Origin of the sequence: Caloranaerobacter ferrireducens, from assembly GCF_001730685.1 — a bacterium.
GTDB classification, from domain to species: Bacteria; Bacillota; Clostridia; order Tissierellales; family Thermohalobacteraceae; genus Caloranaerobacter; species Caloranaerobacter ferrireducens.
The window spans coordinates 1-16,581 of the sequence record NZ_MDJR01000011.1; the positions used below are offsets into that span (position 1 = coordinate 1).

Sequence of the window (16,581 nt, forward strand, 5' to 3'; positions counted from 1 at the left end):
TTTTGCCTTTGCCATTTCTCTTCCTCCTTTAATTTCTTTTCTCTAGAAAACTATACCGGGTGTTTCTTATATGTAGAAACACTATGATGGAGCCCATGACCGGGCTCGAACCGGTGACCTCTTGCTTACCATGCAAGTGCTCTGCCTGCTGAGCTACATGGGCATTTTACTACTTAAATAATTTTACTACTACAATTTTTCATTGTCAATACTAAAAGCCCATCGTTACATAAAACCTACAAGTCCTTTGTTTCAAGGTATCTTTCTAATTTTCTTTTTACTCTCTGCAAAGCATTATCAATCGACTTCACATGTCTGTTTAATTCAACAGCTATTTCTTGATAGGATTTGCCTTGAAGATAATATATAAGTACTTCCCATTCCAAATCGCTTAAAATTTCTCCTATTTTACTTTCAATATTCTTTAATTCTTCTCTACTAATAATCAGTTCTTCTGGATCCATTATTTTTACACCTGATAATATATCTAGAAGAGTCCTATCTGATTCTTCATCATATATAGGTTTGTTTAATGAAATATAAGAATTTAAAGGGATATGCTTCTGTCTAGTGGCAGTTTTAATTGCTGTAATAATCTGTCTAGTTATACACAGTTCAGCAAAAGCCTTAAAAGAAGTGAGCTTGTCCTGTTTATAATCACGAATAGCCTTATAAAGTCCAATCATTCCCTCTTGAATTATATCTTCCTTATCCGCTCCAATTAAAAAATATGATCTAGCCTTAGCCCTAACAAAATTTTTGTATTTTTTAATCAAAAACTCTAGGGCTTCTGTATCACCATTTCTTGCACTTTCTACTATTTCTTCATCTACCATATCATGATAATCATCATAATCGCATTCTTTATGTACGCTAAGACCCACCAGCATCGCCTCCAGGAAAATGCTAAAAAAACTTAAAACTCTAAGGTTTATTATATATTAACCTTAACATTAAAGTCAAGCCAGATCATATGTTTTTTCTCCATTTTTCAAGCTTTTTAAGCGTTTCACTATCAATTCTAGAAAATATTAAATCATCAACTCGCTTCTTGTTTTGTTCTGTATTCTTTTGAATTTTTCTTTTCATCTTATTTATCTCTTCTTTAAGTTCTCTTGCAGATATTCTCATACCGCCTCTACCTAAAACAATTTGCTGTTCAGTCCAATCAGATGTAGCTACTTTGACTCTTTTCATTCTTCCTATAGAATCTAACACCTTTTCTATATAATGGTCTGCTGTTTCCATCTCTTTAGTAAAAACAACTTCTATTCCATTTATTATTTCTTTTTTATTCATACTTCCTTTAACTAAATGTGCATCAAAAACTATTACAACTTTCACTCCAGCATATTCTTGATATTCTCCCATGATTTCAATAAGCTTATCTCTTGCTGCCTCTAAACTTACATCTTTAAGCTCTTTCAAGTCAGACCATGCATTAATAATATTATATCCATCTATAAATAAATACTCATCATACTTTTTCTTCATATCAACGTTCCAAGCTCCTCTGTCTTAATACTTCATAAGTCAAGATAGAAGCGGCAACAGATGCATTTAGAGATGTAACGTTCCCTTTCATAGGTATTTTCACTAGAAAGTCGCATTTTTCTTTAACTAAACGACTCATTCCCTCTCCCTCGCTACCTATTACAATCGCTAAAGGGCCTCTTAAGTCTTTTTCATAATAATTAGATTCCCCATCCATATCTGTTCCGCATATCCAAATGCCTTTTTCTTTTAATTCCTCCATTGTATAAACAATATTAGAAACTTTCGCTACTGGCAAATATTCTATAGCACCAGCGGAACTCTTGGCGACTACTGGAGTTAATCCAACTGATCTTCTTTTAGGTATGATAATCCCATGAACGCCAGCACATTCAGCAGTTCTCATAATAGCTCCTAAATTATGAGGATCTTTAATTCCATCTAATATTATTATAAATGGGTCTTCGTTCCGATTCTCAGCATAGTTTAATATATCTTCAACCGTTTTATATTCATAAGCTGAAGCTATAGCTATAACTCCCTGATGTGAATTTGTAGCAGAAATAGAGTCTAGCTTGTTTCTATCTACATATTGTATTACAATTCCTTTTTCCTTAGCTATTGCTTTTATCTTTTTTACAGAACCCTTTTCAGCACCTTTTGCGATCATTATCTTTTCTATATTTCTATCTGACTTTAATGCTTCTAGTACAGGATTTCTTCCTTCTATTAAACCTTGCTTTTGCAATGTTATCCACTCCTTAACCCTTTGGTATAAGATTTTTAAATTTTTCTCTTACCTCTTTCATTTTCCCACATGACATACTACCTTCTGGACAATCGCCATATAGACAAGCAGGTCCCGAATACTTAAAAAGCGTAGGCGCAACACCTTTAACTAATTTTAGCATCTCTATTGCCAAGTTTCTAATCTCCCATTGAGCTCTATTGCAACATCTATGTTTAAAAAAGTTGAAAAGCGATCTCGCATTCATCGTAAAAACAATCTTAGTTTCACAAGCATTAGGAAAAACGTAGCGAGCATCTTCAATAGCTTTTTTTTCAGCAATTTTCCTAGCTTTAGCTTCAGGATATCCGTCCTTTATTAATTTATTCAAAATATCTTCATATAAAACTTTTGTTAATTGATTATAGTATTTTTGATCATCTTCCATAGCTTTAATAAACATTTTTTTAGCTTTTTCATTATCTTTTATTGAAGGAGGTATAATATATTCAAACTGCTGAAGTTTAACATATCTTTGCGATTGCTGAGAATATGAAGCTATCCTATGCCTAACTAATTGATGCGTAAGCACTCTACTTACACCTTCTACTGCAAAAGTAAATGTTGCATGCTCTACAGGAGATTCGTGTCCTAAACTCATAAGCATATCAAGAAAATTTACTATTTTATCGTCATCTAAGCTTTCTTCTATCTTTTCAATCCCAACAGGTGAATAGCATAATTTAGCAGCAGATGCCACCAACTTTTCTGGTTCAGGGGTGTATCTTAATAATCTTACTTTCAATTCAGTTGTCAATTTGATACTCCTTTCATATTTTTAGTTACTTATGTTTATACCCTTTAAAGTTAAGGATAAGGTTTTAGATTAACCTTATCCTTCATTTTCAGCATACATACTAATAATCATATCAAATATCTCATGTATTCTTTCATCATTCCCCACAAGATATAAATAACCCATCAAAGCCTCAAATCCTGTTGCATACTTATAATCAATCAAATCAGCATTTTTTGGAGCAGAACCAGATTTAGCATTTCGCCCTCTTTTAATTACAGACCACTCTTCTTCAGTAAGTTTATCTTGCAAATTATGAACAATATTAGCTTGGGCCTTAGCTTTAACATATCTAATTGCTTCTTTATGCAATTCATTTACGGAAATATTTTTCTTACTTAATAAATACGTTCTTATTAATAACTCATAAATAGCATCTCCAATGTAAGCTAATTGTAATGGAGATAACATTTTAACCTTATTTTTATTCCAGCCATTTCCTCCAAAGATTATTGTATTAAAATAATCATCTGTCATATGACTATATTCTCCTCCATTTTGTACCTTCTTTAGTATCTTCAAGAAGTATCCCTTTTTCTTTCAATTCGTCTCTTATCTTATCTGCTAGTTGATAGTTCTTTTCTTTTCTTGCTTTGTTTCTCTCCTCAATAAGCTTTATAATCTCTTCATCAACTATTTCTTCTTTCTTTGAAAGTATTCCTAAAATACCACTTAACTCCATTAATGTATCATAAGCTTTTTTCACAACTTCTTTAGGACTTTCTGCATTAATATTAGTATTTGCATATCTCACTAATTCAAACAATGCAGAAATAGCATCTGCAGTATTCAAATCATCTTCCATACTTGATATAAACTTTTCTTTAAATTTGTCAATATCTTCAATTGTCTTTTTATCTTTATCTAGTAATTCTTCATCTTTACTCATTTCCAATAAATGCTCTAAATTTCTCTTTCCGTTATACAATCTATCTAATCCATTTTTAGCCTGCTTTACAAGTTCTTTGTTGAAATTAATTGGACTTCTGTAATGAGCTGATAATATGAAAAATCTTAATACTTCCAAATCAAATTCTTTACCGATTTCTCTAACTGTAAAGAAATTCATCTTTGATTTAGACATTTTTTGATCATCTACATTTACCATCGCATTATGAAGCCAATAGTTAGCAAATGGCTTTCCATTCAAACTCTCACTTTGAGCTATTTCATTCTCATGATGTGGAAATTGCAAATCTTCGCCACCTGCATGAATATCTATTGTATCACCTAACAATTTTTTTGCCATAACAGAACATTCAATATGCCATCCTGGCCTCCCTTTACCCCATGGACTCTCCCATGAAGGTTCACCTGGCTTTTCATTCTTCCAAAGTGCAAAATCAGTAGGATTTTTCTTCTCTTGATTTACTTCTATTCTAGCTCCTGCAATAAGCTCATCTATATTTTTCTTTGAAAGTTTACCATAATCTTTCATTTTAGTTGTATCAAAATATACATTGCCATTTACACTATAAGCATATCCTTTTTCTTCTAAACCTTTAATGAACTCAATAATATCGGAAATATACTCAGTTGCTCTAGGATGACTTGTAGTCTCCTCTTTCAATAAAAGTCCTTTAGCATCTATAAAATATTCATTTATAAACCTATCAGCTACTTCTTTAACAGTTGTACCTTCTTCATTAGCCTTTTTTATCATCTTGTCATCAATGTCTGTAAAGTTCACGATATAATCAACATCATAGCCTTTATACTCAAAATATCTTCTCAATACATCGAATACTACTAATGGTCTTGCATTTCCTACATGAATATAATTGTAAACCGTAGGACCACATACGTACATTGTAACTTTATCAGAGTCTATTGGTTTAAATTCCTCTTTAGTTCTTGTCAAAGTATTATAAAGTTTCATTATTTTTTCCTCCCTTCAAGTTGTAAATAATGTTTTCTAATTCTGTAACTCTCTTTCTTAAGCATTCTAACTCTTGTGCTATTGGGTCAGGTAATCTAACTTGGTCTAAATCAATTTCTTTTTTCGTACCTGAAACTTTTTTGTTATCTTTAATTACAATTCTACCAGGTACCCCTACAACTGTACAATTTGGAGGTACTTCTTTTAATACAACAGCTCCTGCTCCAATCTTTGAATTGTCTCCTACTTTAAATGGTCCCAACACCTTAGCACCACTACTTATTACTACATTATTCCCTATAGTTGGATGTCTTTTTCCTTTTTCTTTTCCTGTACCACCTAGTGTTGCTCCTTGATATATTGTTACATTATCACCTATCTCAGTAGTTTCTCCAATAACTACACCCATGCCATGATCAATAAAAATCCCTTTCCCTATTTTTGCACCTGGGTGTATTTCTATACCTGTTAGAAACCTACCAACATGAGACAATAGTCTTGCAATTAAAAATAATTTTCTTTTATAAAACCAATGTGCTATCCTATATATAATTATTGCATGAAGACCAGGATAACATAAAATTACTTCTAATAAACTCTTAACTGCTGGGTCTCTTTCAAATACAGCTTTAATATCTTCTCTAAGAGTTTTAAACATATTAATCAACTCCTATTTTTTTTAAATAAAAAAACCGCCTCTTAAATACAGAGACGGTTTATCCCGCGGTTCCACTCTGTTTGGGCTTAAGCCCCAACTCATTAAGCTGTAACGGAGCAACCGATTTACCCTACTCAACGTTCAGGTAATAGTTCAGAGGTGCACTTCGATTTACCATTGACCTGAAATCCCTCTCAGCTTATAAGGATTTCTCTCTGTAGGTTTAGTAAATCTACTCTCCTCATCATCACCTATTAAAATATTTAATTTTATAATCCATTTGTTAAAATAATCATAAATAACTTTAGCCTTTTTGTCAATGAACAAAAATCTATTTTATCTTATTCTGTCCTCTGTTCTCTGTTCCCTATTCTCTGTCCCTCGTTTTGTAAATTACACTATCTCTCTTTTTACATATTCTATTCTCTTTAATATATTTTGTTTACCTAAAATCAAAATTGTTTTAACTAAATCTGGTCCATGAAGCTGTCCTGTAAGTATTGCTCTAATAGGCATATATAAATTTTTACCCTTTGCTCCAGTTTTCTTTTGAAGTTTCTTAAATATACTTGAAGCAAATTCTTCATCTATTTCATCAATACTATTAAGTTCTTCTTCAAAAGCTTCTATTAAACTTAAAACTTGCTCTCCCTTAAGTACTTCTACAACGTCTTCATTTTCAGGCTCTACTTTATCTTTAAAGAATACATAGGCTTTATCAACTATTTCACTTATATAAGATATTTTTTCCTGCAGAGCTGATACTATCATTTTAATCCATTCATATCTATTTTTTATATCATCTTCATTTATAAATCCTGCTTCAACAAGATGTGGTATTGCAAGTTTCGTTATTCTATCTACATCGCTTTTTCTTATATATTGACCATTTATCCAATTTAGTTTATCAATATCAAAAACTCCACCAGTTTTTGATACTCTATCAAAAGAAAACTCATTAATAAGCTCTTCCATACTTAAAATTTCTCTATTATCTTCTGGGCTCCAACCAACTAATGCTAAGTAATTTACTAAAGCTTCAGGTAAATATCCTTTTTTTCTAAAATCTCCTACTGCTACATTTCCATGTCTTTTACTTAACTTCTTTTTATTCTTATTTAATACTGTTGGAAGGTGTACATAAACAGGTTGCTCCCAACCAAAAACTTCATATAAATAAACGTGTTTTGGAGTTGAAGAAAGCCATTCTTCACCCCTTACTATATGAGTGATTTTCATAAGATGGTCATCTACTACAACAGCTAAATGATAAGTTGGAAACCCATCTGATTTAAGTAATACCTGATCGTCTAAATCATTAGTATTTATAGTTATTTCTCCTCTAACCAAATCTTTAAACTTAATATCCTTATTTGCTGGTAATTTTAATCTTACTGTATATTCTTCGCCAGCTTCTATTCTCTTTTTAGCTTCTTCTAAAGTTATACTTCTACAATGACCATCATACCTTGGAGTAAGCCCTTTAGATTTTTGCTCTTCTCTAATCTTATCAAGTCTCTCTTTAGAACAGAAACAATAATATGCATGTCCCTTCTCAATAAGCTCATCTACATATTTTTTATAAATATCCAATCTTTCAGACTGTATATAAGGACCATACTCACCTTTTTGTACAAGTTTTCCGTTTTCTATAAAAACACCTTCATCATGTTCAACTCCAACCCATAATAAAGATTCAATCAAATTTTCAATTGCACCTTCAACATATCTAGTCCTATCTGTATCTTCTATCCTTAATATATACTTTCCGCCTTGATTTTTAGCAAAAAGGTAATCATATAATGCAGTTCTTAAATTACCAATATGCAAATAACCTGTAGGACTCGGTGCAAATCTAACCCTTACTTCTGCCATCCGACTACCTCCTAATACCTTTTCTTCTATATCTGTATATTATATACTACATCTTCTACCCTATCAAGATTATTCTACTATTAATATAATGTTAAGTATATTATTAGCTTAGAACAAAATTAATCTTTTAAAAAGTACATGAAAATAAAAGCAAATGCTTGAAAGAATTTTTTCTAAATTCTTTCGCATGAGCGTTATTTTCATAAATATTTTATTTTGTTTACAGGCTGAAGTATGTTATTTAATTTTGTTAAGATATCACTAAAAAGTTTCCTCAAAAACTCTAATATCCTTTCTAAAAGTGATTTTATTTCCTGATTCTCCTTAGAAAGTTCATTAAGTTTATCAGATATACCTTTAAGCTGCTTTTTTATTTCTTTTAGGTTAAGGTTTAACTCTGATATATCCTTCATAAGTTTAACTATCTCATCAATCTCTTCTTTTTCAAGTTTTATGTTTAATTCATTTGAAACCTTTATAACTATTTTCCTTATTTTATCCTCTTCTTTTAAGTCTTTAGCAACAACCTCTTCTTTAATCTCTTTAATGAGCTGACTAGCTTGTTTTTTCCCTATTTTCTGTCCAAGTTCTCCAGTTTTAGCTATTTCTTCATTAGCTACTTCTTTTTCTCTTTCTCCTATTTTATTACCTGTTGCATTTTCAAAAGCCTTAATAATACCAGTTAATGCTGCTGTACCAGATACTTCATAAGGTGCTGCTACTTTAACTTTTGCATCTTTGATACCAGCCGTAACTAAAGCATTCATATACATTTCCTTAGAAACCCATGTTATATTGTAAGTTTCAACGCTAATACCCTCATTATTACTTAATTTCTTAACGTAAGCAGATGAAATAGCTTTAGTTCCAATTAGTTTTTCATCTATATATTTACCCAAATATTTTCTCTCTTCACTATTTGTAACTTTAATTATCTTAACATTATCTTTAACATTAAATAACTCTAAAATCTCATTTTTTTGCTTCTCTGTCAAATCTTCACCTATACTAACAACAACATCAAAATCTTGAGTATGTGCAGCAGAGCTAATAAACACAAGAAATAAAACTATTACAATAAACCTTTTTATAATCATAAACAATACCCTCCAATATAGGATTTCTAAATTATTCTCGTCAAAAGGAAAAATACAAGAATCAATAACAATATATGTACTATCCACCAACCAACTGATAAAAAGCTGAATCTTCCAACATTAAATTTACTTCGATTATCTTTTTTATCCATAAAACCCTCCTGATTTACTTAAATTAAAGCTTTAAGATTATTCTTTGCAAAAAAGATTCTCATATACAAAAAATGCGACAAAGTCGCATTTTTGAATATAAACATAATGGTAATTTTATGTTATAATGGTTTTAGTTTCTATTATGCGTGTTAAAATGGGTGATTTTGCATGAAAATTCTCAAAACCAATATATACATAATACTAGCAAGTATTATATTAGGAATTTTACTTGCTATTCAACTCAAAGCTACTAGTAGAACTTCCATAACAAACATTCCTTACGATAAAAAAAATCAGCAATTAATTTTAGACATAAGAAAAATTCAAAAAGAAAAAACAACACTAGAAAAAAGATTGAATAAATTAAACGATATTGCTAATAAATATGAAAAACAAAAAGCTTCAGAAAGCAAAGATATAAATAAACTACTTAATGAAGTAGAAACATATAAAATGTTAAGTGGTTGTAAAGATGTATATGGACCTGGAATTATAATAGAAATTAATGATTTAAATAATGATTTTGACTATTTTGATACTAATGAATTGTATGCGAAAAAATTGAAATTATTATTAAATTTAATCAATAACCTTAAATCCGTAAATGCAGAAGCTATCTCTATAAATGAGCTAAGGTATACAAATCGTACAGAGATTGTACTAGCAGGTCTACACATTGAAATAAATGGAGTTTCTGTTAATACTCCCTTAACAATTAAAGCTATTGGAAATCCTGATTTGCTCGAAGAAGTTATTAATTTTACAATTTATACCTCAGACTTTGATATACAGTTAAAAAAACAACAAGATATTTTCATTCCTAAATATAAAAAAGTTTTAGATTTTAAATACGCAAAACCAATTAAGCAATAAGTTTATTACATGATAAAGGACAGCTAAAAATTTGCTGTCCCTTAATTTATTTAAATTTTCTTAATAAAGTTCAACTATATAAAAATTTATGCATAGATATATTGAGGCTATAAGTTAAGATGGAAGGTGATGGCGATGTTTTCATTTTTAAAGAACTTATTCAACAATACTAAGTTAAAAAGAAACTTAAAACTCAATATGTATCAAATAATTGAAATTGAAAGGGATAAAATAAGATCCATTGTTCATCCGTAATTTTTAAGGCGGTCAATGACCGCCTTAAATTATATCTTTAATCCTTGTCTTTCAAATTCAGCTTTTATTCTTTCATAAACTTCATCTGATGAAATTTCTGTTTTTTCACCTGTACCTCTTAATACAAATTCTACTATGTTTTCACTTGCCTTTCTTCCTACTGTTATTCTTATAGGTATACCAATTAAATCAGCATCATTAAACTTAACTCCTGGTCTTTCATTTCTATCATCTAATAATACTTCAATTCCTTTATCCATTAATTCTTTATATAACTTTTCTCCTAGGTTTACTTGTTCCTCTTTCTTAGTACTAACTATGGTTATTATTACATGATATGGTGCCACTGATAAAGGCCATATTATACCTTTTTCATCATGATTTTGCTCAATTATCGCAGCCATTGTTCTTGAAACACCAACACCATATGACCCCATAACAAAATGTCTCTCTTTGCCATTCTCATCTAAGAATGTAGCATTTAAGCTTTTACTATACTTAGTCCCTAATTGGAATATATTACCTACTTCTATTCCTCTAGCTATCTTCAATGATTCTCCACATTTTGGACATAAATCTCCTTCTTCAACCAATAATAAGTCTTCAACTATTTCCCCTTCAAAATCTCTGCCATAGTTTACATTCTTAATGTGATAGTCTGTTTCATTAGCTCCTACTATAAAGTTTTTCATTTTAGCTACTCTAGAATCTACTATCAACTTAGCTTTTTCACTTATTCCAATAGGACCTGCAAAACCTACCTCAGCTCCCGTAACTTCCTTAACTATTTCTTCATTTGCCATCTCTAATTCATGTTCTCTTACACCAAATAAGTTACATAATTTAACTTCATTAACCTCTCTGTTACCTGGTACTAATACTGCTACTATTTCATCCTTTACTTTATAAATTAATGTTTTTACGAATTTGTCTGCTGGAATATTAAAAAATTCTACTAGCTGCTCAATAGTCTTGATCCCTGGAGTATGAACTTTTTCAATTTCTAATTCAGTACTTTCATTTCCATTTAAATTGTATATACATTGTGCCTTCTCATCTGTTGCAGCATAATCACATTTTTCACAATAAGCTATTTGACTTTCTCCAACATCAGACATAGCCATAAATTCATGGGAATCACTTCCTCCCATTGCACCTGAATCACCTTCAACTACTTTAAACTTTAGTCCACATCTAGTAAATATCTTTTCATAAGCTTTCCACATTATTTCATAAGATTTTTTCATACCCTCTTCGTCTTTATCAAAACTATAAGCATCTTTCATTAAAAATTCTCTACTTCTCATTAAGCCAAATCTAGGTCTTTTTTCATCTCTATATTTAGTTTGTATCTGATAAATATTTAAAGGCAATTGCTTATATGACTTTAACTCGTTTCTTATAAGATCTGTAAAATACTCTTCATGTGTAGGTCCTAAACAAAACTCTCTTTCATGTCTATCTTTAAGTCTAAACATTTCTGGGCCAAATTCATACCAACGTCCACTTTCCTGCCATATTTCAGCTGGCTGTATAGCTGACATAAGCACTTCTTGTGACCCTGCCGCGTCCATCTCTTCTCTTATTATTTGCTCAATTTTTCTCATTACTCTGTATCCAAGAGGCAAGAAAGAATATACCCCTGAAACTAATTTTCTTATCATACCTGCTCTTAACAAAAGCTGATGACTTGGAATTTCTGCTTCTGAAGGTACTTCTCTAAGTGTTGGCATATACATTCTTGACATTCTCATAATATCTACTCCTTTCTTCTTATTTTTTTCTAAATCAAAAAAACCCTCACCCCTATAATCCTAGGGACGAAGGTTCTCCGCGTTACCACCCTAATTGGCCAGATGACTAGCCCTCTCTTAATAGCTAACGGTATTAACCGTCTAGACCTACTAATTTCAGTCTAGAAGCTCAGGGACGGGTTCGATAAACAGTGGGTCAGAAATCTTTCAGCCAAGGATTTCCTCTCTGTAGACCTTGATTATCTACTATTTCCCCTCTTCGCTAATACTATTGATTTTGAAAATTATAATACTAAAAATCTTAATATTTGTCAATTAGTTTCTAAAAATTACCGTTTCTTTATTAAACAATTTTACTGTCACTGTTAACGCTACAGCTATATAGATTATCATCCAAATTAAAACTATACCTATATGCACTGGATTATAGATGGAAACTAACGCCTCTTTAATAATTGAAATTACATTAATTATTGGAATATTAAAATAAACTTTTGGTATTGCTTTTCCATCTAAATACATTGTCAAATAAGTTGGTATAAGCATTATAATTGTTATTGGCGTCAAATATGTCTGAGCCTCTTTAAAGTTTCTTGCATAAAAACTTACTGCCAATTCTAAACTGCTAAAAGTTAAAGTTAACCCTATACAGAATAACCCAATAATTAAAATTGTATTTATAGGAAGGTTGCTTATAGTCCCAAATAAATCTGAATTCAATCTCGTTGCTATAATAAAACCTGTCAAAGATGCTAAAGTAGCTATAATTCCAGCAACAACAACTGTAAAATATTTACCTATCAATAATGAAGTTCTGTTTATTCTAGTCGTTAAAAGAGGCTCAAGTGTCTGTCTTTCCTTTTCTCCTGCACCTAAATCAGTAGCTGCTGGTATTCCACCAACTGCTGACCATATAGTAAGAAACATCGGAAGCATCATAGAAAACATAATAATGCCAAATCCGCCTTCTTTAGCTATCGATATAGCTTTAATATCAACCACCTTAAGTATATTATTATCAGTTCCCAATTCTTTTAATCTTTTAGATACAATAATTTGAGAATAATCATTAATTATTGATTTCAATCTAGGATACGCCATTGAAGATTTTTGACTAGATTCATCATAAATTATTTCAACTGTACCAAATTCATCATTATTTACTTTTTCATCAAAATATTTATCAATCTTTACTATAGCCTTAACCTCAAGTTTTTCCAGAGATTTTTCAGGTTCATCTGTATTTACAATATTTATCCCTTCATGTATAGTTAAGTATTTCAAAAGTCCATTATTATTCTCTGAAATAACTGCTATATTAATTGGTTTTGTGTCCTCCTCTATAATATCAGAAACTCCACTTCCTAATGCTAAACTCAAAATAGGAAATATCAATATTGGTATTATAATACTAGTAAATATAGTCTTTCTATCTCTAAATGTATCCTTTATTTCTTTTTTAAATACTATCCAAATATACTTAAACATCGTTATCCCCCACTAACTTAATAAAAATATCCTCTAGATCCATATTATTGTATTTTCGTGCTAATGAAGCTAATGACGATATCTCCACCATCTTACCCTTATGAATTATACCTACTGTATCACAAAGTTTTTCAACTTCTTTCATTGAATGACTGGAAAAAATAATGGTTTTCCCTTGTTGCTTTAAGTCCATTATAAACTCGTGTACCATATTAACAGCAGTTACATCTAAACCAGCTGTAGGTTCATCAAAAAGCATTATATCAGGATCATGTACTATACTTCTAGCAATTGCCACTTTCTGTTTCATCCCTTTTGAAAATTTACCTACTCTTCTGTCAATATATTCTTCCATCCCAAGCTTTTTTGCTAAAAACTCAACTCTTTTTTCAATTTCTCTTTTGTCCATACCATTAAGCAATCCAAAATATTCTATATTTTCCCTAGCTGTCAATCTATCATAAAGTCCTGTTTCTCCGCCAAAAAGTATTCCTATCTGCCCTCTTGCACCTTCTGGGTCATTAATAATATCATAACCATTTAATCTAGCTGTACCAAAGGTCGGTTTAAGTATTGTCGCTAATAACCTTAATGTAGTAGTTTTACCTGCTCCATTTTCACCTAGTAACCCAAAAACTTCTCCCTTACTCACATTAAAAGATATACCTTTTACAGCTTCAACCTCTTTAAATTTCTTTCCTAAGTTCAGAATTTCTATCAATCATATCCCCCCATTACTTTTTACACAAAGTACAAACAGAATGTGCTGAAATTCCTTCTTTTCTCCCCTCAAAGCCAAGCCTTTCAGTAGTTGTAGCCTTTATACTGATATCATCTACTGGTATATTAAGTATATTCGATATATTGTTTCTCATTTCCTCTATATATGGAGCTATTTTAGGTTCTTGTGCAACAATAATACTGTCTATATTATTCACTTTATAACCCCTACTATTTATCAATTCATTAACTTTACGTAATAATTCCATACTTGAAATACCTTTATATTTAATATCATTATCTGGAAAATGCTTACCTATATCTCCTAGCGCCAAAGCTCCAAGCATACTGTCCATAATAGCATGCACAAGCACATCAGCATCAGAATGCCCTAATAAACCTCTATCATATTTTATCTGAACTCCACCTAAAATTAGCTTCCTTCCTTCCACTAATCTATGTACATCATAACCTATTCCTATTCTCATATTTATATCCTCCTTTATCTATTAACTATAGCCTCTGCTATTATTAAATCTTCAGGAGTCGTTATTTTAATATTACTGTAATCACCCATAACAATTTTAACTTTGTGTCCTATTCTCTCTACTAACATACTGTCATCTGTGCCTAGAAAAGTGTCTGATTGAGCTTTTTCATATGCTTTAAGTATCAAATCATATCTAAATGTTTGAGGAGTTTGAATTGCCCATAATTCTTTTCTATTTGGCGTATCTACTACTTCGCCATTTAAATCAACTTTCTTGATAGTATCCTTTACCGGAACTCCTGTTACACAAGCCCCATATTCAAGTGCAAATTTTATATTTTCTTCTATAATCTCTCTTTTAATAAATGGTCTTGCTCCATCATGTATTAAAACAATATCACTCTTTTTATTCACTCCCTTAAGACCATTATACACAGAATCCTGTCGTTCTCTCCCCCCTTGAATTACGTTTTTGACTTTATATAATTCATATTTTTCAATAACTTCTTTTTTGCAAAAATCAATTTCGTCATACCTAGTAACTACTATGATTTCATCTATATAATCACAGTTATTAAACTGTATCAAAGTACGAGCTAATACAGGAACATCTTTTATCTTTATAAACTGTTTGTTAATTTTACTGTTCATTCTTTTGCCCATACCTGCTGCTGGTACTATAACAGAAATATATTTGCCTAAATAACTCATTATGACACCTCGCTTTTAGTTTGTTAAAGGACAGAAAACATTATTTTGAATTATAATTTATTTCCCACAAATTGTCAAACGTGTATTCCCAATAAAATCAAAATTCTGTTATCATTAATGACTTGTAATAATCCTCCTTATAAGCTCTACTGTTGCTATAATAAACGAACTAGCAATCAACCATTTAACAGCGGATAAAAATTGAATTTTGTTTACGTTTCTTTGTAACAATTTTAAAATTATATAAAAGGATAATATCAAAAATATAGTTGATACTAAAAAAACATATAAGAAAAAATATATTGTATTCATTTTTCCCTCCTAACTTGCCATTTACAGTTTTAAATCATAATTATTATTTAAAGAAATTGAGTAGATAGTGTATTTGTATAAACAAAGCCCGACTAAAGTCGGGCTTAAATAATCAATACTAAACAGCTTTATCTACCATTGATTTTGGCTTTGCAAATATCATTCTTCCAGCTGCAGTTTGTAAAACACTTGTAACCATAACACCAATAGTCTCGCCTATATGCTTTTTACCGCCATCTACAACAATCATAGTTCCATCATCCAAATATGCTACTCCTTGTCCTGACTCTTTTCCATCTTTTATTACTTGAACTACCATTTCCTCTCCAGGAAGCACTACTGGTTTTACTGCATTTGCAAGCTCATTAATATTTAATACATCAACACCTTGAAACTCTGCAACTTTATTTAAATTAAAGTCATTAGTAACTACCTTCCCTTTAAGTATTTGAGCTAATTTTAATAATTTACTGTCAACCTCATTAATATCCTCAAAATCTTTATCATAAATTATAACTTCTATATCAATTTCTTTTTGTATTTTATTTAGAATATCAAGACCCCTTCTACCTCTATTTCTTTTAAGTCCATCTGAAGAATCTGCTATATGCCTTAATTCTTCTAAAACAAACTCTGGAATCACTAAAGGACCTTCAATAAATCCAGTTTTACATATATCAGCTATCCTTCCATCAATTATTACACTAGTATCTAATATTTTAGGCTGAACTTTAGTTCCTTTAAATGCTTTATCTTTACTACCTGTTCTTTTGAAAACATTTAGAATGCTAAAAAAATCTTCTCTCTTCTTTGTTGGAACTATTATTCCAAGATATCCAAACAATAAATATAATAATATAGAAATTACTACTCCCAAATAAGGAATACCTAAATTAAAAAAAGGCTGACTGCTCAAATAAGCAATAATCAATCCAACTATAAGACCAATAGAACCTAATACTATATCTGTCGCTGGAACTTGCTGAAGTTCCCCTTCAACACTATTTGCAATATTTCTTGCTGCAAAAAGAAGTTTAGGAAAAGCAATATGAAATATAATTCCAAATATTAATGATGTTGAAATATAAACATACAACCTTAAATTACCATCTATAAAATTAAGAATTCCAACTGAATATAATAGACTAACTATTCCATAACCCAAAAACATACTAAAAATCGTTAATACTACTCTTATAATTTTCTGAACCATAAACATATCACCTCCTATTCTTATTT

The 16,581-nt window shown here is 30.6% G+C and carries 16 protein-coding genes, 1 tRNA gene and 2 other annotated features; of the genes, 1 reads left to right on the forward strand and 16 read right to left on the reverse strand.

What is annotated here, in order from left to right:
• Positions 1–87: 87 nt before the first annotated feature.
• The 10 genes from BFN48_RS11375 to BFN48_RS11420 all read right to left on the reverse strand — a co-directional run bounded on the left by BFN48_RS11375 (position 88) and on the right by BFN48_RS11420 (position 8,586).
• Positions 88–163, reverse strand: a tRNA-Thr gene (locus BFN48_RS11375).
• A 73-nt stretch (positions 164–236) separates the two neighbouring features.
• Positions 237–884: an RNA polymerase sporulation sigma factor SigH gene (gene sigH / locus BFN48_RS11380; RefSeq protein ID WP_278287343.1), complete on the reverse strand. Its 648-nt coding sequence runs from the start codon at positions 882–884 to the stop codon at positions 237–239.
• Positions 885–969: 85 nt separating this feature from the next.
• On the reverse strand, positions 970–1,494 hold the full coding sequence (locus BFN48_RS11385; protein ID WP_069651008.1) for an NYN domain-containing protein: 525 nt from the start codon (positions 1,492–1,494) through the stop codon (positions 970–972).
• Position 1,495: 1 nt separating this feature from the next.
• A complete protein-coding gene (rlmB, locus tag BFN48_RS11390) occupies positions 1,496–2,242 on the reverse strand; it encodes a 23S rRNA (guanosine(2251)-2'-O)-methyltransferase RlmB (protein WP_083238917.1) in 747 nt (248 codons plus the stop codon).
• Between the two features lie 13 nt (positions 2,243–2,255).
• Positions 2,256–3,026 carry an FAD-dependent thymidylate synthase gene (thyX, locus tag BFN48_RS11395; RefSeq protein WP_083238920.1) on the reverse strand — a complete coding sequence of 257 codons (771 nt, stop codon included), beginning with the start codon at positions 3,024–3,026 and terminating at the stop codon, positions 2,256–2,258.
• An 87-nt stretch (positions 3,027–3,113) separates the two neighbouring features.
• Positions 3,114–3,599, reverse strand: a complete 486-nt coding sequence (locus tag BFN48_RS11400; RefSeq protein WP_278287344.1) for a Mini-ribonuclease 3 — start codon at positions 3,597–3,599, stop codon at positions 3,114–3,116.
• Complete coding sequence (gene cysS, locus BFN48_RS11405) at positions 3,559–4,956, reverse strand: cysteine--tRNA ligase (protein WP_069651011.1); 1,398 nt, start codon at positions 4,954–4,956, stop codon at positions 3,559–3,561. Before cysS ends, BFN48_RS11400 begins: the two co-directional genes overlap by 41 nt.
• Positions 4,943–5,614 carry a serine O-acetyltransferase gene (gene cysE, locus BFN48_RS11410; RefSeq protein WP_069651012.1) on the reverse strand — a complete coding sequence of 224 codons (672 nt, stop codon included), beginning with the start codon at positions 5,612–5,614 and terminating at the stop codon, positions 4,943–4,945. The genes cysS and cysE overlap by 14 nt, the downstream gene beginning before the upstream one ends.
• 46 nt (positions 5,615–5,660) lie before the next feature.
• Positions 5,661–5,871: a binding site (T-box leader), on the reverse strand.
• A gap of 136 nt (positions 5,872–6,007) precedes the next feature.
• Positions 6,008–7,489, reverse strand: a complete 1,482-nt coding sequence (gene gltX, locus BFN48_RS11415) for a glutamate--tRNA ligase (protein ID WP_069651013.1) — start codon at positions 7,487–7,489, stop codon at positions 6,008–6,010.
• Positions 7,490–7,689: 200 nt separating this feature from the next.
• Entirely contained in the window at positions 7,690–8,586 is an 897-nt protein-coding gene (locus BFN48_RS11420) for a DUF1002 domain-containing protein (protein WP_176718876.1), read from the reverse strand.
• 321 nt (positions 8,587–8,907) lie between these two features.
• Between BFN48_RS11420 and BFN48_RS11425 the strand changes: the two genes are divergently transcribed.
• Complete coding sequence (locus BFN48_RS11425) at positions 8,908–9,612, forward strand: DUF881 domain-containing protein (protein ID WP_069651014.1); 705 nt, start codon at positions 8,908–8,910, stop codon at positions 9,610–9,612.
• A 284-nt stretch (positions 9,613–9,896) separates the two neighbouring features.
• Here the strand turns inward: BFN48_RS11425 and BFN48_RS11430 are convergent, their stop codons facing one another.
• From BFN48_RS11430 to BFN48_RS11460, 6 genes are all read right to left on the reverse strand, one after another.
• Positions 9,897–11,621, reverse strand: coding sequence for a proline--tRNA ligase (locus tag BFN48_RS11430; RefSeq protein ID WP_069651015.1), 1,725 nt, complete (start codon positions 11,619–11,621; stop codon positions 9,897–9,899).
• Positions 11,622–11,680: 59 nt separating this feature from the next.
• Positions 11,681–11,890, reverse strand: a binding site (T-box leader).
• A 46-nt stretch (positions 11,891–11,936) separates the two neighbouring features.
• Complete coding sequence (locus BFN48_RS11435; RefSeq protein WP_069651016.1) at positions 11,937–13,109, reverse strand: ABC transporter permease; 1,173 nt, start codon at positions 13,107–13,109, stop codon at positions 11,937–11,939.
• Positions 13,102–13,830 (reverse strand): ABC transporter ATP-binding protein, encoded by a 729-nt coding sequence (locus BFN48_RS11440; RefSeq protein ID WP_069651017.1) that lies wholly within the window; start codon positions 13,828–13,830, stop codon positions 13,102–13,104. Before BFN48_RS11440 ends, BFN48_RS11435 begins: the two co-directional genes overlap by 8 nt.
• 13 nt (positions 13,831–13,843) lie before the next feature.
• Positions 13,844–14,317: a 2-C-methyl-D-erythritol 2,4-cyclodiphosphate synthase gene (gene ispF / locus BFN48_RS11445; RefSeq protein ID WP_069651018.1), complete on the reverse strand. Its 474-nt coding sequence runs from the start codon at positions 14,315–14,317 to the stop codon at positions 13,844–13,846.
• Positions 14,318–14,331: 14 nt separating this feature from the next.
• Entirely contained in the window at positions 14,332–15,030 is a 699-nt protein-coding gene (ispD, locus tag BFN48_RS11450) for a 2-C-methyl-D-erythritol 4-phosphate cytidylyltransferase (protein WP_069651019.1), read from the reverse strand.
• A 430-nt stretch (positions 15,031–15,460) separates the two neighbouring features.
• Positions 15,461–16,555: a PIN/TRAM domain-containing protein gene (locus BFN48_RS11460; RefSeq protein ID WP_069651036.1), complete on the reverse strand. Its 1,095-nt coding sequence runs from the start codon at positions 16,553–16,555 to the stop codon at positions 15,461–15,463.
• Positions 16,556–16,581 lie beyond the last annotated feature (26 nt).